Origin of the sequence: Mesorhizobium abyssinicae (assembly GCF_049887195.1) — a bacterium.
GTDB lineage: Bacteria > Pseudomonadota > Alphaproteobacteria > Rhizobiales > Rhizobiaceae > Mesorhizobium > Mesorhizobium abyssinicae.
Genome location: NZ_JARAKC010000001.1, coordinates 706925 through 729557, shown reverse-complemented (window position 1 = coordinate 729557; position 22633 = coordinate 706925). Strand labels below are relative to the sequence as shown.

Here is a 22633-nt window from a genome sequence, read left to right as displayed (position 1 = left end):
TTTGCGGGAGGAAATATTCGATGCGCTTATTAAGAAAATCAAGCAACTGACAGAGACAGCATGGTATGGCAAGGTTCTTGAGCCAGACGTGCGGCAATGGCTTGAGCAGTTTGAAGCGTCTGATGATGTTCGAAGTGATGAGCAGCTTCAGGCGTTGTTTCTACTTTCGAATTTTGTCTATTTCGGTCAACGAGAGGTCAGAGAACTCCTTCGATCTCTTTATAGAGACCTTTTTAAGACACCGGCTATTCATTCGATCAGACGTGCCAACGGTGATACCAAGGATACGGAGTTGCTCAACCGCCAGTTTGCCGAACATCTGAGCAAGACAAGGTTTCTTGGCGTAGGCAATCCGTCGGAGAGTGGGGTCCACCTACTATATTACTTCCGGCAGGAGAACCGCCTGCACAGCAACCAGTTCATAAATACGCACGAGATTTTCGCGCGAGACCCCGCCTCCGGCACCGCAACCATACGCATTCGCAATTCCGCGATCACTGATTACGTGTTCATTGATGACCTTTGCGGATCGGGTACTCAGGCAGCGCAATACTCCCAAGACATTATCGATCCGCTCCGGGCGCTGAATCCAGCCTTGAAGGTCCACTATCTCGTGTTGTTTGCCACGCAAAGAGGCCTTGATTCCATCAGAAGCCTTCATCGGTACAACACAATTGCCGCGGTCTACGAACTTGACGACAGCTTCAAAGCGCTTGAGCCAGATTCTCGCATTTTCAATGCCATAAACGTCGATTTTGACCGGGTGAAGGTGAAGGCGACGTGTATGAAGTATGGGACGCGCCTTTGGGCCAGGCATCCCTTGGGATATAAAGACAGCCAGCTTCTGATCGGATTCAACCACAACACGCCGGATAACACCCTGCCAATATTCTGGGCTGATGCTCCATGGCGGCCCATTTTCAAACGCTATCATAAGAACGCGAGCTAGCTAATGCAGCCTGTGCGAAGAAGAAATCCGTTCGGCATCACAAAGGCGGTCGACCTGAACAACGAACAGATCGAACAGCTGTGGGTTGAGATGGTGATCGATGATAGTCGGATTAAACCCGAGTTCGATCATCCTGCTTCACCGATGCCGACTTACATACTGGGAGCTAAGGGCAGCGGCAAAACGCATTTGATGCGGCACCAGTCATTCGAGCTTCAGAAGCTGCGACACATCGCGGCCGGGAAAACGATCCCTGATGGCTTGCGGGACGACGGATATCTAGGCCTCTACGTTCGATGCAGCGGGTTACACTCGAATAGATTTTCAGGAAAGCAGCAGACAGAAGAGGTGTGGATTCAGCTCTTCTCCTTTTACTTCGAGCTGTGGTTAGCGCAGCACGCGCTACGCCTCCTCTGTGAAGTCCTCGGCGACGAGAGTGAGCAGGTTAACCGAGAGATCACTTTTGATATCATTGAACTTTTGGACAAAAAGCCTGTTGGAGAAATAAAGTCTCTACCGGTCCTCTCGTCGTATTTCTCGGAACAACAAAAAAAGCTGGACTACGAGATAAATAATTGCTTGATAACCGGAGTGCTGAGTCCGGACATAATAATGACGCCCGGAAACGTTATTTTCGGAATACCCAAAATAGTTGAGGGTAAAATTCCATTCTTGCGAAACGTTTTGTTCGTCTACGCTATCGACGAATTCGAAAACCTCACGGCGGCGCAGCAGGTTCATGTCAACACGATCTATCGTGAACGAGAGCCGCCGAGCACGTTTCGTATTGGCGCGCGCACATATGGGATTCATACATATAGAACCAACAGCGCTGGCGAAGAGAATATCAAAGATTCAGAGTTCACCGAAATTCAGCTAGATTCGAAGTTGAGGGAACTCGAAGCTCATTATAACTCCTTTTGTCGCAGTCTCGTCTCAAAGAGACTAAACCAGCTTGGTGGCTCCGAGTCGGGGCAGTTGGAACAGTATTTTGCCAATTTTGATGCCGGGTGGCGGAGCGCGGACTGGCTTAATGTGGTTGAACCGAAATCAATCGACCGCCCCCACTTCAAGAGCCTCGAACAACTTGTGGCGAGGCATCTCGCGGAGGTGAGCTTTCCTGACGTCTTTCTCGCATTCTCCCAATCCGACAGCCCCATACTCGAAAAGCTGAACATTCTTTTTTTCATGCAAGAATGGGCGAAGGGACGTGACTTGAAGGCGGCTGTCGCGCGCATCTCGTCGGAGATGAACGCATTTCTGAATGGCGACAAAGCTGGTGATCGCTACAAACAAGCACTCGGTCACTATTCCGGCGACCTATCCGCACAACTCCTGCGGGATGCGCGAAGACCGCAGTATTACGGCGGAATCGATAATTTCATCCGTATGTCAGCCGGCATCCCTCGCGCCCTGTTGACGATCCTGAGGTCCGTTTTCGAATGGTCGAGTTTTGCTGATGAACATCCGTTTGAAGGCGGGCTGATCTCGCTCCGTTCGCAGCAAAAGGGCGTTCTGGATGCGTCTGACTGGTATTTCAGCAACATGCGGAAGGCAGGACCCGACGGAGTTGTCATTCAGGCCGCAGTCGAGCGGCTGGCAAACATCTTTCGTATCAATCGCTTTGCAGACAAGCCTGTTGAGATATCACTTTGCAGCTTCAGCGTCTCCGAGCGTGAAGTGAGTGAGGAAGCCAGACGAGTACTCGGGCTAGCGGAGGCGAGAGCGTTCGTCCACCGTATTCCAGGCGGTCAAAAGGAACGCAATTCGGAAGATGTCACCGCGAAATTTCAGTTGAGTCCCATGCTTGCACCACGCTGGGATCTGCCATTGTCAAGGCGGGGGGTCGTGACGTTTTCTGCCGACCAGTTCAATGCAATTTTCGATGCAAGCCGAGACGACGAGTATCAGCTTCTGCTCTCTGAGTGGCGGTCGAAAGTCAATGCGCCATTCCGGCGAGCCCCCAAGCCGCCAGGCGCCCAGATCGGACTGTTTGATGATTGATTATACCTATCAGTACAAGACAGTGCTCGAGCTCGGCGCGGTCGGCAGTGTCAGGTGGGACATATTCATCTCAGCCTTCAATCCTTCCGAACGAGTGCTGAAGGTATTCGATGAAGTTCGTGCCGCAAAAAAATTTTGGCTCATCCATCATGAATACGGCCTCTCCGAAAGTGACACACCAGAAGGGGCATTCAGGTGCAATGCAGTCCGTGAAGACGACTTCATGGTGGAGTTCTTCACTCGCCTTTCGAAAGATGTCGGGCTAGCGGGAGCTCGTGTCTGCATAGACGTGACCGGATTCATGCGACCCCACATGATCTACCTTATAAACTATCTCCGGGTCATGGGCGTCCTAAGCTTTGACGTAATCTACACTGAGCCTGGCCATTACTCTGGACACGACCGAACTCGGTTTGCAAGCGAACTGGTACATGACGTTCGTCAAGTCGCAGGATATGAAGGGTATATAAACAACATCGCCGATAACGATCTTCTGGTGATCGGAGCTGGATATGAAGACAGCTTGATTGCAGAGGTGGCGGAAGAAAAGGGTAAAGCCCACAAAGCCTTGATTTACGGACTACCCTCTCTCCAGGCAGATATGTATCAACAAAACGTCCTTAGAAGCTATGCGGCTGCGGACGCCCTTGGGGACGTAGCTGAGAGAGTATTTGCACCAGCTAGCGATCCGTTCGCGACAGCGACGGTTCTAAGTGAATTGATCGCGCGGGAGGAATCGAAAAAGCCGATCACCAACCTGTTCCTCTCCCCACTTTCCACCAAACCCCAAGCGCTCGGATTTGCCCTTTTCTATCATCGGGAATGCGCAAGTCGCGCGGCGAGCATCATTTACCCATTTAGCGATGCCTACTCTATCGATACCAGCACACGGATAGGGCGAATTTGGAAATACGAAATTGAGCTCGCGTAGAGCTGCAAGACCCCCCTGGTTCACCGCGATCGACCCGCTTAGGATCGCGCTCTAAGCATTGGGAAGGGAGGGCTATCCCGAAATGTCGGCGACATAGCCACCGTGCAGGGAAACGTAACGCCCGTCCAAACAATATCGCTGCTATCCGGCGCGCCCCTCACGGCCCGCCACGCCTTTATCGCCATCCGTCGGGTCGGTAGGCATCCTGGCAATTTGGCCGCGCGGCGCTCGGCTCCAAGCGTTGGATTGCAATCGCGCCGAGACAGAAGCTATCTTAGCGCGAATCTACTAGTAGGCCGCTTTTCCCCGATGACGGCCTGCCTCAGAACGGTCACCTGAGCGGCTGTCATCGCCGTTGTGCTCCAACTTTCCTTCAATAGGCCCGACGTCTGCTCGGAATGGCTCATCCCGCCAAAAGCGATATTTTTTGCCGCGAGTTCGGCCCACGACAGGTCATCCTTTGTCACAAATCGGCTCTATACGGTAGTTCGGGTACTTTCCGTGCCCATTTAAGCCAACGCGAACGGCACAGGGGCATTTCAGAGCTTTTTCGCGAGCGGACAAATTTTTAGCAACGGCCCGGAGAAATTCCTCAGGGTCCGCAAGCAACTTCGTCTTCCATAAGTCGACCAGGGTGACGTTGTCGGAGAGCATTCGTTGAGTGTATCAGGCCGCTAGCCGGAGACGCAAACAAGACTGCTGGAGACGCGTCTTTGGCCGCATCCCAGCTGGTGCCGAGGGGTGCCGAGTTTGCCGCTAGCAGTTCATCGCGGCAGCGCGAAATGAGATCCCTTCTTGCATGCCAACGCTCGGCGTGCATGACATGGTCAAGGGCGAGGCAAACATTTTCAAAAAGGGGGCTCGTTTTATGCAGCTTAATCCTATGCACCTGAAAGTCGCCGGGCTGCTATCTGGCCGGCTGTTCCGAATACCCGGGTATCAACGTGCTTACGCATGGGGCAGTAAGCAAAGAACGGACTTCTTCAACGATATCGAAGACGTCGCTCGATCGGGGCGCGAGCATTTTATGGCTACTGTAGTTGGTCTCGGCAAAAAAACTAGAAAGATTGGCGCAGACGAGTTCACAGAGGTCGAACTAGTCGACGGGCAGCAAAGAATAACGACAGTAATCATCCTTTTGAAGGCAATATCGCTTAACCTGTCGTTGGACGTCGCGATGGAAACCAAACTGCGGAGAGAGATAGATGATCTTCTTGTAAAAAGTGATGAGAACTCACTGATTTTGCTGCAAACAAACCACGATACGAGCAATATTTTCACGTCATACATTAGAACAGGCAGTGCTGAAGCTCCCAAAAACCCAACGTCAGCTGACGAAAATCTCCTTGCGGCTATATCTGAGTGTGAAGGATTTGCACTCTATTGGAAGGACAAGTCAACTCTCGTTGAATTGATTTCAATTGTAAGGCATAGTCTTTCAGTCATCTACCATGAGATTGCTGATGAGGCAACAGTCTACAGAGTATTTGAGGTACTTAACAGCCGTGGTCTAGATGTTAAATGGATTGATAAACTTAAGAGTCAGCTTATGGCGCTGATATTCGAGCACGGCAAGCAAAGTGCGAGAAAAGAAGCTCTGCGCGAGATGCAAGGAATATGGCAAGATATTTACAGAGTTCTTGGATTGCGCAGTGATCTCGGAGATGAAGCGCTTAGATTTTCTGGTACTTGGAGACGATCTGCTCGCCCAAACAAGATTTTAAGTCAGGAGGACGCAGCGGTTGAAATCGCGCTGGCCGCGGGATCGAGGATACCTTCAATCATCCAAGTTGCGCGGGACCTTCTAAATGTCGTTGAGGCAGTTCGGGAGTTAAATGCTAACGTAAGGTATAATGCTGTTACGCGAATATCGCATGCTCGCTTTGTTGCAATTGCAATTGTATTGCGCAAGTTTGACAACAAGACTGAAGCTGAGTTGCTGCAACATTGGGAACGCGTGACTTTTAGGCTCTATGGCCTAGGGGGGGCGGATGCCCGACACAAGGTCGGAGAGTTTGTTCGCCTAGGCCACGATGTTGTTCGCGGGGATTTGAGTCCGGCTGATATCAAAGCAGTGCTTCTCGAAATCGGCGAGGACTACCCGATGGAGGAAATCATCGATGGGCCGACGTATTGGGACTACTGCTACAACGACTGGGCAGAGGAGCTAAGGTACTTACTATTCAGATATGAAGAACATCTCTGTAGAGCGGCCGGAGAAAGGATTAACAAAGGCCAGTGGAACAAGATTTGGATGGAAGATCCGTCTAAGTCAGTCGAGCACATACAGCCGCAGAGTTCTAATCTCGGATACGTTCATAATATAGGTAATCTAATTATGCTTCCGCCTGGCCTAAACGCGGCCCTTGGTGCCAAAAAACCTCAGGATAAGGCAAACGACTATATTGTTTCTGGCCTCAGGCAAGCCTCGAACGTTGGTGTGACGTTACGGAAGAACCGTCGATGGACTAAGGCAATGGTTCTCGCAAGGGCAAAAGACATTGAGCGTTTCGTTAGAAGCGAATGGGGCGGAAACTAGGCGCATCTGCATAGCCGGATCCGTCACCACACCGCGAGCCCGCGAGCTACGGGAAGCTCTTGGTCGGCCGGTTCGAAAAATAACGCTTTGCCACTCGCGCGATGGCTCGCCCCAGGCGGCCGTGCCGGTGTGCGGCTAAAACGGAGTTGGGAGGCTGAACATGGCAGCGCCATGGGATAGGAGTATTGTTTGTGAAAAGTGCGGTTGGCACAATCGTGTCATTACCCACTATGCGTACGGTCCCGCCGAGGAAACTGACACAGCCAATTGCATCAAATGTGGGACCGAAATTGCGCGCGAGAAATGTGGTTATATCGAAGTGAGCGAGGCGAGTCGGTCCGAATGATGAACGAAAAACCACTCGGACAGGTGACGCGTATCAATGGGCACAATGTCTATAATGCCTCCGGCAAAGCGTCGTGACGAATGCGGCAGGCGAAGTCGTGGCGAAATTTGAGAGCTTTGAAGAAGCAACTGCTTATGCGCGCTCACTTAGATTGCCCGACTCCCGAAACTCTCGATAGCATATGGCAGACACCGCGACCGATCCGGAAAAGTCGTACTACCGCGCAATGGCAGCAGAAGATGCCTTCGGCGTGGTTATCCGCGCCGGGGCCTACATCGACCATGAGCTCATCAAGCTCCTCGAGGCCACACTCGCCCATCCGAAAGCGCTGAAAAAAATTCAGCTGGATTACGACGGGCGCTGCGCTTTGGCTGTTGCTGTCGGTCTGGATCCGCGCTTTCAAGCTCCTTTGGCTGCTCTCGGTTCAATTCGAAACCGTCTCGCGCATAATCCGGAGGCGAGCCTGACTGTCCAGGACGCCAACAACCTATACGACGCGCTGTCGTCCGCAGAGCGACAGATGGTCCAAGACAATTTCGCCAAAACGCTGAAGCGCCGTGGGCAGAGAATCGTTCGGCTGGCCGACCAGAAACCTTTGGCGCGCTTCGTCCTGATCGCGATCGTGCTACGATCTGCGCTTGTTGCTGCACGAAGAGAGATAGAAGCGCTTAAGGCGCCTGATTGACTGCCTTTCCCGCTCGATACGAAGTTTGCCGCCCAAGACCCTCACCGCACCATTAATCGCACGAAATCATGCTTCTTGCGCCGCCGGATCCTGCCGGTGAAGTAGCGGGGGCCATGCCACCTATTTCGACCGATCGTCGACTAACCCTGCGGGCTATGCAGAGCGTCGCCGATAGCAGAAGAGTGCTTCTTCGATAGCGGGACTCGCGATGTAGCGGTCTCCCGCTATCACTAAAATTGCCAATTAAATCAGTACATTGAATCCAAATCAGCGGCGTGAAAAAGTCACGCCGCTGACGGCGATTTACGTCGCTTTACGGCAGTTTACGGTGATTCAGTGAGCACAAAAGTGAGCACGGAAACACGGCTCACCCGTTCCGAAGCATAGCGCGCCGTCCAGCGTCAGCCGCGAATGCCCGCATCTGGTTCTTCGAAGCGCGGAACGTGTCGGCATCCTTCACGCCGTTGAAGTTCATCGCGTTGGAAATGTTCTGGTTCGCGGCGCGCAGGCGAGGCCAATCGCGGCATAGATGAGCCGCGCGGTACTGGATTCGGTGCCGCGCCCCCTTTACCGTGCTGGGTGTGGGGCGTTTTGACCAAGCGCACCCGATCTTTTTCAGGTTCGCTCATGTTCGATGATGAAACTCGTGATGCGCTTTATCTCAATGTGGGCCGCTGCCTCTCAGCTTGGAATCAGGTTGAGGACCAAATCCTGCATTTGACCCAATTCGCTCTCGAGGCGGGCGGGCATCGGGATGCAACCTTCGCAGCCGGTTATTGGATGGTGGTCTCTTTCGACGCGAGATTGAAGCTATGCAATGCGATGATTTCCTATGCGCTGCGTGGCTCTCGGAATGAAGACTTCAAACTCCGATGGGATACACTCAACAACAGGTCCCACGCAAAAAGCCGAAAGCGAGCAGAGATCGCGCACGGGTCCGTGGTCGTTACGCGAGAGCGAGATCAAGACCAGTTCCACGCTTACTTTTTTCCTTATTACCACAAGAGGCAGTTCGATCATCATGCCTCCGGTGGATTCTGGAAAGGCGAGTCGTTCTCGGGTACGACGAAGCATCTAAGGGTCGAAGACCTTCAAAATATCGCGGCTGCCTTCAATCGCCTGCGGGACGATATTGCTGAGCTTCAATCCGATTGGGTTAAGCGAGACATACTCGCAAAAGATGGCGAACAATGATTCGTACAGGAAAGCGTTCCTAAGCTTTTCTGTTGGCGCGTGAGCTGGTGAAATGGATACTGATAACCCTGAGAAGCCAGAATTTGCCTCCTACCGCAGCTATTGGGACTTTGCGAAGCGCGTTCGCTTTCAACAGCGATACGTTTGGGACGAACACGTCAAAGCATTCATCGCAACCGTGCTTGCAACGCTGAAAGACCGAGATGTTCTCCTGAGAAGGGGTACCGTTTTCTTTAGAGCCCAGCGGGGTATCGAATATGTGAGATTCCGCAAACACGACCCCGACGAACCATCTGGTTACTCTGCTGCGCGGATGAAGCCGAGACCAAATCGAGCAACGGAGGGCCGGGCGAACGCGTCGGGGGTTTCGGTTCTATATCTCGGCAGCACCTTGCAGACAGTGATCTCCGAAGTTCGGCCCTGGGTCGGCGCAGACATCTCAGTTGCGCAACTTAAGCTCAAGCGAAGATTGAAAGTGGTGGACCTTTCACGTGGTCATGGTCGTTCGGCTTTTGGTTCGATTCCGCTAGGGCATTTCTTGCAAGGCACGCCGCTAACCCTTGAGCAGAAGGAAGCTGCAGTATGGATCGACATAGACAACGGTTTCTCGCAACCGGTCACCTTGTCTGACGATACTGCCGATTACGTGCCAACGCAGATACTAGCTGAAGTCTTCAAGAATGCGGGCTATGACGGTATTGTCTACAAGAGTCAGTTTGGCGAAAAAGGTTATAATATAGCGCTTTTCAATCCAGACGATGCGAATGTGATCAACTGCGCACCGTACAGAGTTGAAGGCTTCGAAGTCTCGTTCGATCAAATTGGAAACCGATGGTTTGTTCCCAAGCGAACAAGAAGTTCTAAAGCCAAACGGAAAATGGCGGGATCAAGGCGGAAGGCTGGAAAGTAGCATCATTAAAGCCCCTCATTACACCTGCGCAGAGGGGCAGAATCAGCTATTTCTCTGCACGCATAAGCAATGAGGTACAATAAGTCAGATGAGTATTCTCGCAGGCGATCCTCTCACGCAACTTGCATTCTCAATGTTCGAAAACAAAGGCGTTTATGCCTTGCTTCTCGGATCTGGCCTTTCCCGCACTGCCGGGGTTCCGACCGGCTGGGAAATCACACTTGATCTGGTCCGACGTATCGCTCTTGCGAAGGGTATCGAGAATCAGGCGGATTGGGCTGAGTGGTATCGGAAGGAAAGTGGTGGCGAGCCCGACTATTCGGCGCTGCTAGCAGAATTAGCCATATTCCCGGCCGAACGTAGGTCGATCCTGCATTCCTATATCGAGCCCGATGAAGAAGACCGGGCAGAAGGCAAGAAGCTGCCCACTGCTGCGCACCATGCTGTCGCGAAACTCGTGCGCGACGGCTACGTTCGCGTCATCGTCACAACCAATTTCGACCGACTGTTGGAAAACGCACTGCGCGAAGCTGGTGTCGAGCCAACCGTTGTTTCGTCACCGGACACGTTGTTGGGAGCCGAGCCGATAACGCACAGCAGTTGCTACGTGCTGAAACTGCACGGCGACTACAAGGACGCACGTATCCTAAACACCGACGAAGAACTGAGTACCTATCCAGAGTCCTATAATGCCCTGCTGGATCGCATCTTCGATGAGCACGGCTTGGTTGTCTGTGGGTGGTCAGGCGAATGGGACCATGCTCTGCGCGCTGCAATGTTGAGGGCGCCAAACAGGCGCTATCCGACATTCTGGACCGCACGAGGTAAGATGGGAGCGGGAGCCGAAGCGATAATCGATCAGCGTAGAGCTGTTTCGATCTCGATACCCGATGCAGATGGCTTCTTCACCACGCTGAGCGAGCGGGTCACGACATTAGGAGCAACGCAGAAACAAAATCCACTCACGATCGATCTGCTGATTGGATCGGTAAAGCGATATGTGGCCAAACCGGAATTTCGCATCCGCCTCGACGAATTGCTGACGCAGGAGGTTAACAAACTGTTTGACCGCCTCGACGTGCCAGAACTGTCACCGCAAGGAGGTTGGTCTGGCGAAGAATTTCGTCAGCGAGTTGCGCGTTACGAGGCGGCAACAGAATCTCTAGCAAAGAGCTTTGGGGTCCTCGGTCGATGGGGCGACGGCTCCGAACTCGTCATCGTCGCCGAAACCATCCGGGCCATAGTAGTTAGGGCAAATAAGGAAGGTAGCGGCCTCACAGCTTGGCTGGGCCTGCGGACATATCCTGTCGTTTTGATGATGACAGCGTATGGGCTCGGACTCGTTCGATCTGAACGCTGGAAGCCGTTGCACGATCTCTTCTCCCTCCAAATCGCGAGGGAAGACCGCGAACCCAAGCGGGTCGCAAATTACCTATTCCTATGGGGATGGAAGGGCTCGGGCGATGATATATGGAACAACATAGCCGGGTTCATTACCACCACCCCTAACAACACTACCAAAAGGAGAACGCCACTCAGCGACCATCTATACGATGTGTTCAAAGACTGGGGGCCGTCGTTCATTGGGGTCGCGGCGGATGATCAGCTTCTCTTCGATTGGTTCGAAGCTTTGGGCGGTCTGGCACATCTTGAAGAAAACAGTGAAGAGAGTCTGAAAGAACAGCTTTCGCGGCATGACAACAAGGTGCGCATGTCCACGGGCCGGCTCGGCTGGCGGAGTGAAGGACTCAGATCGATTGAGCACGATCTGAAATCGACAGAAAGGCGGACGGCTCTGCTACAAGCGGGTTTTGCTCACGGGAGCGCATCCTATCTTGATCTCTACCTGGAGAATCTGCGCCGGATCGCCAGTTGGATGGAATGGCATTGAGGCGCTACGTTTAACTGATCAATGCGCACCTGGCGTGTGCGGCCCAAGGCCGCCCTAACGCTTCGCCAACTTGGCCAGCGTGGACCGGGAAGCACCGGTTGCCGCGACGATCGAATAGACCAGTCTGTGACCGCTGCGGCAGGGGGCGTCCATCCATGCCAATTCTTGATATATTATAGTCTTCCGCCATAGCAGACTCCTTTTGCCGTGCATCGCTCGGCCTTCAGATCGTCGGGAAAGGTGCCGGGTCGGGGCCGGCGAAGATTACGCGTTACCGTCTGCCGTGCTGATACAGGTCGCCGCAAAAGTTTCGGAGCCCCAGCGCTGACGGCAGTGTGGGAGGTCAGCGCCGAAATCCGGCGTCCCTATCACAACTAGCCACTGGGTCCTTTATCGCGACTGAAGCTTCTTACATATGAGTTGGGTCTTGACCAAGCAGCCAATGCAATACGAACCGGCGCTGTTTCCCCAAGACGTCAGGCCAACGGCGTAGTAGCCATCCGGGCAAGTTGTGGTGACTGGACCATATCCGCCATTTGTTGCTGCAGGGGTTCCATTTTTAGGTAGACTGCCACTGAAGTATATAGCGTCGTAGACGTAAATTGCCGTTACAGTGACTAACGCTGAAAAGACAGCAGTTAAAAGGCCGAGCTTCAACTGGGGCCGCTCATTGAGCCTTTGCCTGACAGCAGGAATTTGCGCGAAAAGCCACGCAAGGGCTAGTGGTACAGCCCAGCCTATGGCGGCCGCAAACAGGTGATCAATCATGTCTATGCCCCCGATTTCGTTTCGGACCGATTGTATTTTTTCAGTCCATGGGCGTCTGAGACGGTGACTTCACACGTGGATCGTACTCAGTAGCATTAGCTTGCTATAAACTACTCAGTCAATCAGCCTCGGAAGGAAACCTGTGACGCGCCTGTGCTTTGCGGCAGCCACCGGCTGTTCCGGCAACAACGCTGGCCGCGTCAATAGCGCAGCCGAGTCCAAGATATCGTTTTATGATGGGAATGGCGCCCCGGCCGGATGTCTCATGCCGTCGCATGCTGCCTAAATCAATAGCATCCTACATGATGGGCTCTTTGGCGGGTAAGTTCTGAAATTCACTGTAAGTTGTTGATTTTTTTGATGATATGGCGGAGAGAGCGGGATTCGAACCCGCGTTACGGTTTCCCGTAAACACACTTTCCAGGCGTGCGCCTTCAACCACTCGGCCACCTCTCCGTCCTTGCATGGCGCGCCGGCCGGTTTTGCCGCGCGGGTTGGGGATATGCGGTCCCTTGGGAATTTTTCGGGCGGTATTTCCGCACCTCGAGCGCCGTCAACCGGCGGGCACTCTTTCCCCGCACCTGCAGCGTCGAAGCAGCAGGCGCGGGGCTCATCTAGTCGATCCCGGAGCGAATGCCAAGCCATAATGGCGCTTTGTCGGCTTTGCCGCATAAGGGATCGCTCGCGAGGCCCCGGCCGCGGCTTCGCCAGGCTCCCGGCGGGCCGAATGATGTGCACAGGCCGGGTGTCACAGCCTGTCGTTGCTTGACTTCGCCATCCGTCCGCTGTCCTTGTCGATACAAGGCTTTGCGGGGGCTCAGTCCGGAGATGACTTCGACCAACCAGGAGCCGGCGGCGCGGCCGGATAGCGGGCTGTCCTACGTGCCCGTGGCGTGGCTCGTCATCGTCATGGCCATGTCGGTCTACGGCCTGATGTCGACATGGCGGCTGATCGGCGAACCCAGCCTGCCGGAAAGCGTCTTCTTCCTCATCTATGGCGGCCTGATCGCGGGCATCGTCACCATATTGTGGGGCCTTTACCTGCTCGGCCTCGCCTTCAACCGCTCGGCGCGCTTCCCGCGCCATTTCGCCATCTGGCAGGTCGCGACCATCCTATGGCTCTTGGCGCGGCAGGCCTATGTGCTGCTCACGCCCGACTTCGTCTTCTCGGCGAGGAGCCTCGTCTTCACCGCGGGCGAGATCGCCATCGGCGCGCTTTGCCTCTATCTGCTGCGGCGCGGGGCCGGCGCCGATGCGGTCTATGCCAATGCGGAAACCGAAAGGCCGTCGGTGCTGGTTTCCGTGGTCGCGGCCTTGCTCGGCATCGTCCTTGGCGCGGCGATCGGCGCCTGCGCCGGCTTTGCCGCCGGCTCGCTGATCGCGGATGCCACCGATATGAGCTGCTTCGAGGGCGCCTGCGGCTATTTCGCCGTGTTCATCGGGCTGGCCGGCCTGATCGCCGGCGCCATCGCCGGCGGGCTGTTCGCGGTCTGGCGCGTCAACCGCAAACGCAAGCCGGCGGCATAGCTCAAATTCGCGTGTCGCGATTGCCGGCAAGGCGCGCACGCTCTATCTCTGCGACGGGGAAGGGACGATGCCCCAGGCTCTCGCGATGGGCTTGGCACCTCGTCCCGAGGGAGGATGGTCTCGATGCTACGCTTCATCTTTCGTCTCGCGGCGATGGTCGCGCTTTCGGTTTCGGTGATCATGGCAGTGGTCGACGCGACGCGCTCGGTGGCGGCCTCGGCGCTGGTCATGACGCCGCTCAACACGAGCTGGCTGGCGGTATCGCCAGACACCCGCGCGGCCTTCGAGACCTACGTGCGCGACGAGGCCAGCCCGCTGCTGTGGGATGGCGTCATCGCCTGGGTGCTCGCCCAGCCCGGTTTCGCGGTGTTCGCTGTCGTGGCCTTCCTGTTCTACGCCATCGGCTACCGGCGGCAGCGGCGGGGCGGCGAGTTCGCCGCCACCTGACGTCGTCCGCGCCGGCCCCAAGGGCAGCCGAAGAACGGATGATGCGCCGCGCCGCATGCCGGCGGCATGCTTTTCCAAAAGGTCAAAATTCCGCGTGAATTTTGTTTCGGGCCGTGCCAGATTGGCCGCGAGCGGGAGGGGCATACTTCCTGCCAGACGCCGTCTGCCCGCCGGAGAACCGGGCTGTCAGGCGGTGCGTAACGGAAAAATAACCGACAGGGTGTGGATCACATGAAACGTATCGTTCTTGGCCTTCTGGCCGCAACCGCAATGGTTCTTCCGGCTTTCGCCGCGGATATCCAGCCGGCGATCCTCTATGATCTCGGCGGCAAGTTCGACAAGTCGTTCAACGAGGCATCCTTTAACGGCGCCGAGAAGTTCAAGACCGAGACCGGCATCGCCTATGTGGAATTCGAGGTCTCGAACGCCACCCAGCGCGAGCAGGCACTGCGCCGCTTCGCCGAGGACGGCCGCAATCCGATCGTCATGGCCGGCTTCTCCTGGGCGGACGCGCTGGACAAGATCGCCACCGAATTCCCCGACACCAAGTTCGCCATCATCGACATGGTCGTCGACAAGCCCAACGTCCGCTCCGTCGTCTACAAGGAGCAGGAAGGCTCCTACCTCGTCGGCGTGATGGCGGCGATGGCCTCGAAGTCCAAGAAGGTCGGCTTCATCGGCGGCATGGACATCCCGCTGATCCGCAAGTTCGGCTGCGGCTATGTCGGCGGCGCCAAGTCGGCCGGTGCGACCGATGTCATCCAGAACATGACCGGCGACACGCCCGCCGCCTGGAACGATCCGGCCAAGGGCGGCGAGATCGCCAAGACGCAGATCGACCAGGGCGCCGATGTGATCTACGCCGCGGCCGGCGGCACCGGCGTCGGCGTGCTGCAGGCGGCCGCCGATTCCGGAAAGCTCGGCATCGGCGTCGATTCCAACCAGAACGGGCTGCAGCCCGGCAAGGTGCTGACCTCGATGGTCAAGCGCGTCGACGTTGCCGTCTACAACACCTTCATGGATGCCAAGAACGACAAGTTCACCGCCGGCATCAACGACCTCGGCCTCAAGGAAGGCGGCGTCGACTACGCCATGGACGACAACAACAAGGCGCTCGTCGACGATGCCATGAAGACGGCGGTCGAAAAGGCCAAGGCCGACATCATCGCCGGCACCGTCAAGGTGCACGACTACATGTCGGACAACGCCTGCCCGTATTGATCGGCTCTGATCTTCAGCAATGTGGACCGCCGGGTGAAAGCCCGGCGGTTTCTTTTTTGCCGCCGTCGGCGTCCTAAGTGTTTGTTTTGACGCAATTCCGGACGGAATACCGTTTCACACTTTTCCTGGAATTGCTCTAGGGCACAAGCATGCCGTCGGCCGACCATGCACCGGTGAGATAGCCGAGCGCGAAGGCGGCCACCAGCGCCATGGCGATGGCAAATCCGCGCCGGCCGCCAAGGGCGTGCAGGCCGACGCCGTAGGGCGGGCGCTCCAGCCTGCGGATCATCGTTGGCCCCGCTTCCTCGCCGCTGTCGCCGCCACCAACGCCGGCAAGCCGCATCTGCGGCAATTCGGCGATGCGCCGGGTGACCAGGTCCCAGCGCTTGTCGGTCGCGCCGTCCGCCGGCGCGGCGGGGTCGAAGGCGCGCATGCGCTCGGCCAGGCGCAGCACCGCGTCGCGGAAGGCGGGGTCGATTTCCAAATCGCGTTCGGCGCGCCGGCGCTCGACGTCGTTCATCAGGCCGAACACATAGTCGCCGGCGCGGGCGATGCGGTCGCTTTCACTGGCCATGCGGCTGTCCCTCCCTCACCAATGCGGCGGCTTGGTGACCGGCACGTCGGACGCGGCCTGCTCCTCCAGGGCCAGGAAGCGGTCGGTAAGCGCGCTGAGCTTGCGTTCCATCCGCTCGATCACCTTCCACTGCTCGGCGATCTGGCCTGACAGCTCCTCGATGGTCTTTTCCTGCTCGGCGGCGCGGATTTCCAGCGTCGTCAGCCGGTCGGCAGGCATGATCATTTCAAAACCCCGGTCTGTTGCGCTCACAGGCGATGCGTCCGTCGCGTTCCCCACATTAGCGAATGTGAAGGTCCCGGCCACCTTCGAAATTGACAAGCACGCGGGGATTTGTCGAGAGTGGACAACCCCCCGGCCGATTGGCACGGGCGGGGCAGCATGCTAGGCGTTTTGACCAAGCGATAAAAAATAAGAGTGGGACAGGCTGCATGGCGCAAGCCGCAATCGAACTGATCGGCATCAACAAGAGTTTTGGCGCCGTGCGCGCCAACCGCGACATCAATCTGGAGGTCGCGCGCGGCACCATCCATGGCATCGTCGGCGAGAACGGCGCCGGCAAGTCGACGCTGATGTCGATCCTCTACGGTTTCTACCAGGCCGACAGCGGCGAGATCCGCGTCGGCGGCCAGCCGGCGTCGATCAAGACGCCGAACGACGCCATCGCGCTCGGCATCGGCATGGTGCACCAGCATTTCATGCTGGTCGACAATTTCTCGGTGCTGGAGAACGTCATCCTCGGCGCCGAGAGCGATGCGCTCTTGAAGCGCAGCATCGCCAAGGCGCGTTCCGAGCTGGAACGGCTGGAGCGCGAATACGGGCTGGAGGTCGATCCCGACGCAATCATCGAGGAACTGCCCGTCGGCCTGCAGCAACGCGTCGAAATCCTCAAGGCGCTCTATCGCGGCGCCGAGATTCTGATCCTCGACGAGCCGACCGGCGTCTTGACGCCGGCGGAGGCCGACCACCTATTCCGCATCCTCAAGCAGCTGAAGGAGCAGGGCAAGACGGTGGTGCTGATCACCCACAAGCTGCGCGAGATCATGGCCATCACCGACACCGTCTCGGTGATGCGCCAGGGCACGATGGTGGCGACCAGGGTGACGAAGGAGACCACGGTCGGCGAACTCGCCGAACTGATGGTCGGACGCCGCGTGCTGCTCAGGGTCGAGAAGGGCGAGGCGGAAGCCGGCGCCGTGAAGCTCGCGGTCAAGAACCTGACGGTGAAGGACCAGCGCGGCGTCACCATGGTCGACGACATTTCCTTCGACCTGCGCGCCGGCGAGATCGTCGGCATCGCCGGCGTGGCCGGCAACGGACAGTCCGAACTGCTCGAGGCGATTTCCGGCATCCGCCACGCCGTCTCCGGCTCGGTCATGCTCGACGGCAAGCCGATCGATCTCACAGGCAAGGCGGATCCCGGCGAACTGCGCGACCGCGGGCTCGCCCACGTGCCGGAGGATCGCCACCATGTCGGGCTCGTGCTCGCCTTCGAGGAGAACGAGAACTCGATCCTCGGCTACCACGACGACGAGCGCTATCTGAAGGGGCCGCTGCTCGACATCGACGCCATCCGCAACGACGCCAAGGACAAGATCGCCAAATACGACATCCGTCCCGCCGACTGCCGGCTGAAGACGGCCAATTTCTCCGGCGGCAACCAGCAGAAGATCGTGCTGGCCAGGGAGATGGAGCAGGATCCGGGCGTGCTGATCGTCGGCCAGCCGACGCGCGGCGTCGATGTCGGCGCCATCGAATTCATCCACAAGCGGCTGATCGCCATGCGCGACCAGGGCAAGGCGGTGCTGGTGGTGTCGGTCGAGCTCGACGAGATCCGTTCGCTGTCCGACCGCATCCTGGTGATGTTCGCCGGCCGCATCGTCGGCGAGCGCGGTCCGGAAGCGACAGAAGGGGAACTCGGCCTGCTGATGGCCGGCGTCGAGCAGCGGGAGGCCGCGCAATGAGCACGCCTTACGCAAAACTTCCGGCCTGGGCCGACTACGGCCTGATCCCGGTGATCAACCTGTTCGTTGCCTTCGTCGTCGCCGGCTTCGTGGTGGTCCTGGTCGGCGAGAATCCGTTCCGCGCCGCGGTCATCCTGGTGCAAGGCGCCTTCGGCAAGGGGACGGGTATCGCGTTCACGCTGTTCTACGCCACCACCTTCATCTTCAGCGGGCTGTCGGTGGCGGTCGCGGCGCATTGCGGCCTGTTCAACATCGGCGGCGAGGGCCAGGGCTACATAGCCGGGCTCGGCATCGGCGTCGTGTGCCTCGCCTTCGACAGCGTGCTGCCATGGTGGCTGACCTTTCCGCTGGCCATCATCGCCGCCGCGGCGATGGGAGCGCTGTGGGCGCTGATCCCGGCCTATCTGCAGGCCAGGCGCGGCTCGCACATCGTCATCACCACCATCATGTTCAACTTCATCGCCGCCAGCGTCATGGTCTATGCGCTGGTCGGCTTCCTGAAGCCGCTCGGCTCGATGGCGCCGCAGACGCGCACCTTCCTCGACGGCGCGCAATTGCCGAAGCTCAACTGGGTGATCGAGCTGTTCGGCGCCAAAATCCGCTCGGCGCCGCTCAACGTCTGCTTCCTCCTGGCGCTGCTAATGGCGTTCCTGGTCTGGCTGCTGATCTGGCGCACCAGGCTCGGCTACGAGATGCGCACCTATGGCCACAGCGCGAAGGCGGCGCGCTATGCCGGCATTTCGGAAACCCGCATCGTCATCATCGCGATGATGATCTCGGGCGCGCTGGCCGGCATGATGGCGCTCAACCCGACCATGGGCGACCAGCACAATGTCGCGCTCGATTTCGTCTCCGGCGCCGGTTTCGTCGGCATCGCGGTGGCGCTGATGGGACGCCTGCATCCGGTCGGCATCGTGCTGGCGGCGATCCTGTTCGGCATGCTCTACCAGGGCGGCGCCGAACTCGCCTTCGAGATGCCGGCGATCTCGCGCGACATGATCGTCATCATCCAGGGCCTGGTCATCCTGTTCGCCGGCGCGCTCGAACACATGTTCCGGCCCTATATCCAGGCGCTGTTCGCGTCGATCAGTCCGAAGACGGTCGGCATCGAAGCGGTCAAGGGGAAGGGCGCCTGAGATGGATTTCTTCATCGCCATTGTGCAGATACTCGACTCGACCATCCGCCTGTCGGTGCCGCTGTTGCTGGCCTGCCTCGCCGGCCTCTATTCGGAGCGCGCCGGCGTCTTCGATATCGGGCTCGAGGGCAAGATGCTGGTCGGCGCCTTCGCCGGCGCCGCGGCCGCCTCGGTGCTGCATTCGGCCCTGCTCGGCCTCGGCACGGCCATCCTGATCTCGGTCGCCTTCGCCATGGTGCACGGCTTTGCCTCGATCACCCATCGCGGCAACCAGATCGTGTCCGGCGTGGCGATCAATTTCATCGCCGCCGGCTCCACCATCATGCTCGGGCAGCACTGGTTCCAGCAGGGTGGGCGCACGCCGGCGCTGGCGCCGGGTGAACGTTTCGAGGCGATCACCTGGCCCGGCGCCGACGCGCTGCGTGACGTGCCGATCATCGGGCCGATCTACTCGGAACTGATCTCCGGTCACTCGATACTGGTCTATTTCGCCTTCCTGATGGTGCCGTTCGCCTGGTGGGTGCTCTACCGCACCCGCTTCGGCCTCAGGCTGCGCGCCGTCGGCGAGAACCCGGCCGCCGTCGACACTGCCGGCATCTCGGTCGCCTGGCTGCGCTACCGGGCGCTGATCTGCACCGGCATCCTCACCGGGGTTGCCGGCGCCTATCTGTCGATGGTGCAGAATGGCGGCTTCGTGAAGGACATGACCGCCGGCAAGGGCTACATCGCGCTGGCGGCGCTGATCTTCGCCAAATGGAAGCCGGTCAACGCCATGTTCGCCTGCCTGTTGTTCGGCTTCCTCGACGCGCTGTCGATCCGCCTGCAGGGCACGCCGCTGCCGGTCATCGGCAAGGTGCCGGTGCAATTCATGCAGGCGCTGCCCTATGTGCTCACCGTGATCCTGCTCGCCGGCTTCATCGGCAAGGCGATCCCGCCCCGCGCCGGCGGCGTGCCCTATGTCAAGGAACGCTGAGGCAAACGCGGAAGCGAACCGGCTTTTGGACAAGATCGTGGGAGAGAACAACTGAATGTCGCAAGATCTGTTCGAGGCGGCCAAGGCTGCGATGGCCAAGGCCTATGCGCCCTATTCGAAATTTCCGGTGGGCGCCGCATTGCGCACCGAGGATGGGCGGGTCTTTGCCGGCGCCAACATCGAGGTGGCCTCCTATCCCGAGGGCTGGTGCGCCGAAACAACGGCGCTCGGCCACTACATCATGGGCGGCGGCGGCAGGATCACCGAGATCGCGGTCCTTGCCGAGCGCATGGCCAAATGCTCGCCCTGCGGCGGCTGCCGGCAGCGGCTGGCGGAGTTCTGCCGGCCGGAGACGAAACTCTATCTTTGCGACAATGGCGGCGTGGTCGAGACGGTGACCATGGGCGACATGCTGCCTTACGGCTTCAGGGGCGACATACTGAAATGATGGAAAAGGCGCTCGATCATCTCGTCGAACGGCTGGACGGGCTGGCGCCCACGGTCGCGCTGGTGCTGGGTTCGGGCCTTGGCGGCCTCGTCGACAAGGTCGAGGACGCCAGGCGCATTTCCTATGCCGAACTGCCGGGCTTCCCGAGAAGCGGCGTCAGCGGCCATGCGGGCGAGGTGGTGGCGGGGCATTTCGCCGGCACGCCGGTGCTGATGCTGTCTGGCCGCGCGCATTATTACGAGCACGGCGTTGCCGCGGCGATGCGCCCGGCGCTGGAGGTGCTGGCCGGCATCGGCATCTCGCAGCTCATCCTGACCAATGCCGCCGGCTCGGTCGATCCGGAGATGGGGCCGGGCTCGGTGATGCTGATCACCGACCACATCAATTTCTCGGGCTCCAATCCGCTGATCGGAGAGCCAAGCGACCGCCGTTTCGTCGGCCTCACCGAGGCTTATGATGCGGGCCTGCGCAAGGCGATCGAGAAGGCGGCCAAGGCGACCGGCACCAAGCTGCATCAGGGCGTCTATATGTGGTTCTCCGGCCCTTGCTTCGAGACGCCGGCCGAGATCCGCATGGCGCGCATCATGGGCGCCAATGCGGTCGGCATGTCGACGGTGCCGGAGGTCATCCTCGCCCGCTTCCTGGGCTTGCGCGTCGCCGCCTGCTCGGTCGTCACCAACCTCGCCGCCGGCATGACCGGAGCGGAGCTTTCGCATCAGGAGACCAAGGACATGGCGCCTATCGGCGGCGCGCGGCTGGCGACGATCCTCGAACGCGTGTTCCGCGACGGGCTGCCGGAGAGCTGATGCTTCCGCAGGAAATCATCCGCCGCAAGCGTGACGGCCACCGGCTTTCGGCACCTGAGATCGCGGCCTTCATCGAAGGGCTGACCGCTGGCACCGTCACGGAAGGCCAGGTCGGCGCCTTCGCCATGGCGGTGTTCTTCAACGGCATGAGCCGCGAGGAAGCGGTGGCGCTGACCGTCGCCATGCGCGATTCCGGCGACGTGCTCGACTGGTCCGACCTGCCCGGCCCGGTCACCGACAAGCATTCGACGGGCGGCGTCGGCGACAATGTCTCGCTGATGCTGGCGCCGATCGTCGCCGCCTGCGGCGCCTATGTGCCGATGATCTCCGGCCGCGGCCTCGGCCATACCGGCGGCACGCTGGACAAGATGGACGCCATCCCCGGCTACATCAGCCAGCCGGACGTGGCGCGCCTGCGCAAGACGGTGCTCGAGACCGGCTGCGCCATTATCGGCCAGACCGCCGACCTGGCGCCCGCCGACCGCCGCTTCTACGCCATCCGCGACGTCACCGGCACGGTGGAATCGGTGCCGCTGATCACCGCCTCGATCCTGTCGAAGAAGCTCGCCGCCGGACTTGGCTCGCTGGTGCTCGACGTCAAGGTCGGCAACGGCGCCTTCATGGAGAAGTCGCGCGATGCGACGGCGCTTGCCAGCAGCCTGGTCGAGGTCGCCAACGGCGCCGGGCTGAAGACCTCGGCGCTGGTCACCGGCATGAACGAGCCGCTGGCATCGGCCGCCGGCAACGCCGTCGAGGTGCGCAACGCGGTCGATTTCCTCACCGGTCGTTTCCGCGACAAGCGGCTGGAGGATGTGACGCTGGCGCTCGCCGCCGAGATGCTGCAGTCGGCCGGGCTGGCCGCGTCCAACCAGGACGGTATAAGGCGCGCCACCGAGACGCTTGCCGGCGGCCGCGCGGCTGCCGTCTTCCAGCGCATGGTGGCAGCGCTCGGCGGCCCCGCCGATTTCATCGACCGGCCGGAAAAGTATCTGCCGAAAGCGCCGGTAGAACTCGCCGTGAAGGCGTCTGGAAACGGCTTCGTAAGCGGCATCGCGACGCGCGAGATCGGACTTGCGGTGGTCGGCCTCGGCGGCGGACGGACGCGGCCGGACGACAGGATCGACCACGCGGTCGGCATCACCAGGCTGTCGCCGGTCGGCGCGGAAGGGCGGGCGGGCGAGCCGCTGGCGCTGGTCCATGCGCGCACCGACGCGGATGCCGAGGCGGCTGCTGCGGCCGTGCTTGCGGCCTACACGATCGGGGCGTCCAAGCCGGCAGCCGAAAAGACCGTCATCCGGCGCGTGCTGCCGCGCTGACCGT

The 22633-nt window shown here is 58.8% G+C and carries 19 protein-coding genes and 1 tRNA gene; 17 read left to right on the top strand and 3 right to left on the bottom strand.

The window, feature by feature from the left end; translation table 11 throughout:
• Position 1 precedes the first annotated feature (1 nt).
• From PU724_RS03320 to PU724_RS03285, 8 genes are all read left to right on the top strand, one after another.
• Positions 2-949: a phosphoribosyltransferase-like protein gene (locus PU724_RS03320; protein ID WP_354419658.1), complete on the top strand. Its 948-nt coding sequence runs from the start codon at positions 2-4 to the stop codon at positions 947-949.
• Between the two features lie 3 nt (positions 950-952).
• A complete protein-coding gene (locus PU724_RS03315) occupies positions 953-2953 on the top strand; it encodes an ORC-CDC6 family AAA ATPase (RefSeq protein WP_354419657.1) in 2001 nt (666 codons plus the stop codon).
• Complete coding sequence (locus PU724_RS03310) at positions 2946-3884, top strand: hypothetical protein (protein ID WP_354419655.1); 939 nt, start codon at positions 2946-2948, stop codon at positions 3882-3884. The genes PU724_RS03315 and PU724_RS03310 overlap by 8 nt, the downstream gene beginning before the upstream one ends.
• Before the next feature lie 799 nt (positions 3885-4683).
• The gene (locus PU724_RS03305) at positions 4684-6423 is read left to right on the top strand and encodes a DUF262 domain-containing protein (RefSeq protein WP_354419654.1); all 1740 of its coding nucleotides are present in this window, start codon (positions 4684-4686) and stop codon (positions 6421-6423) included.
• A gap of 527 nt (positions 6424-6950) precedes the next feature.
• Entirely contained in the window at positions 6951-7454 is a 504-nt protein-coding gene (locus PU724_RS03300) for a hypothetical protein (RefSeq protein WP_354419652.1), read from the top strand.
• Positions 7455-8045: 591 nt separating this feature from the next.
• Complete coding sequence (locus PU724_RS03295; protein WP_354419650.1) at positions 8046-8648, top strand: hypothetical protein; 603 nt, start codon at positions 8046-8048, stop codon at positions 8646-8648.
• Between the two features lie 52 nt (positions 8649-8700).
• Positions 8701-9558, top strand: coding sequence for an RES family NAD+ phosphorylase (locus PU724_RS03290; protein WP_354419648.1), 858 nt, complete (start codon positions 8701-8703; stop codon positions 9556-9558).
• 88 nt (positions 9559-9646) lie between these two features.
• The gene (locus PU724_RS03285; protein ID WP_354419647.1) at positions 9647-11449 is read left to right on the top strand and encodes an SIR2 family protein; all 1803 of its coding nucleotides are present in this window, start codon (positions 9647-9649) and stop codon (positions 11447-11449) included.
• Between the two features lie 1134 nt (positions 11450-12583).
• Here the strand turns inward: PU724_RS03285 and PU724_RS03280 are convergent.
• A tRNA-Ser gene (locus PU724_RS03280) sits at positions 12584-12673 on the bottom strand.
• Between the two features lie 372 nt (positions 12674-13045).
• Between PU724_RS03280 and PU724_RS03275 the strand changes: the two genes are divergently transcribed.
• The 3 genes from PU724_RS03275 to PU724_RS03265 all read left to right on the top strand — a co-directional run bounded on the left by PU724_RS03275 (position 13046) and on the right by PU724_RS03265 (position 15412).
• Positions 13046-13744, top strand: coding sequence for a hypothetical protein (locus PU724_RS03275; protein ID WP_127391236.1), 699 nt, complete (start codon positions 13046-13048; stop codon positions 13742-13744).
• 123 nt (positions 13745-13867) lie between these two features.
• Positions 13868-14191 carry a hypothetical protein gene (locus PU724_RS03270; protein ID WP_354419645.1) on the top strand — a complete coding sequence of 108 codons (324 nt, stop codon included), beginning with the start codon at positions 13868-13870 and terminating at the stop codon, positions 14189-14191.
• 231 nt (positions 14192-14422) lie between these two features.
• On the top strand, positions 14423-15412 hold the full coding sequence (locus tag PU724_RS03265; protein WP_127283526.1) for a BMP family lipoprotein: 990 nt from the start codon (positions 14423-14425) through the stop codon (positions 15410-15412).
• 136 nt (positions 15413-15548) lie between these two features.
• Here the strand turns inward: PU724_RS03265 and PU724_RS03260 are convergent, their stop codons facing one another.
• The gene (locus PU724_RS03260; protein WP_127283527.1) at positions 15549-15986 is read right to left on the bottom strand and encodes a hypothetical protein; all 438 of its coding nucleotides are present in this window, start codon (positions 15984-15986) and stop codon (positions 15549-15551) included.
• A 15-nt stretch (positions 15987-16001) separates the two neighbouring features.
• Positions 16002-16211, bottom strand: a complete 210-nt coding sequence (locus PU724_RS03255; RefSeq protein ID WP_126058350.1) for a SlyX family protein — start codon at positions 16209-16211, stop codon at positions 16002-16004.
• Positions 16212-16417: 206 nt separating this feature from the next.
• On the opposite strand from PU724_RS03255, the gene PU724_RS03250 reads away from it, so the two are divergent.
• Genes PU724_RS03250 through deoA form a run of 6 tightly spaced genes read left to right on the top strand, consistent with a single transcriptional unit; the run spans position 16418 to position 22629 of the window.
• A complete protein-coding gene (locus tag PU724_RS03250) occupies positions 16418-17950 on the top strand; it encodes an ABC transporter ATP-binding protein (RefSeq protein ID WP_127283528.1) in 1533 nt (510 codons plus the stop codon).
• Positions 17947-19086 carry an ABC transporter permease gene (locus PU724_RS03245; RefSeq protein ID WP_354419642.1) on the top strand — a complete coding sequence of 380 codons (1140 nt, stop codon included), beginning with the start codon at positions 17947-17949 and terminating at the stop codon, positions 19084-19086. Before PU724_RS03250 ends, PU724_RS03245 begins: the two co-directional genes overlap by 4 nt.
• Before the next feature lies 1 nt (position 19087).
• On the top strand, positions 19088-20059 hold the full coding sequence (locus tag PU724_RS03240) for an ABC transporter permease (protein WP_127312239.1): 972 nt from the start codon (positions 19088-19090) through the stop codon (positions 20057-20059).
• 55 nt (positions 20060-20114) lie between these two features.
• Positions 20115-20507, top strand: a complete 393-nt coding sequence (cdd, locus tag PU724_RS03235) for a cytidine deaminase (protein WP_354419640.1) — start codon at positions 20115-20117, stop codon at positions 20505-20507.
• Positions 20504-21313 carry a purine-nucleoside phosphorylase gene (locus PU724_RS03230; protein ID WP_292105261.1) on the top strand — a complete coding sequence of 270 codons (810 nt, stop codon included), beginning with the start codon at positions 20504-20506 and terminating at the stop codon, positions 21311-21313. The genes cdd and PU724_RS03230 overlap by 4 nt, the downstream gene beginning before the upstream one ends.
• Positions 21313-22629, top strand: a complete 1317-nt coding sequence (deoA, locus tag PU724_RS03225) for a thymidine phosphorylase (RefSeq protein ID WP_354419638.1) — start codon at positions 21313-21315, stop codon at positions 22627-22629. Before PU724_RS03230 ends, deoA begins: the two co-directional genes overlap by 1 nt.
• Positions 22630-22633: the final 4 nt, after the last annotated feature.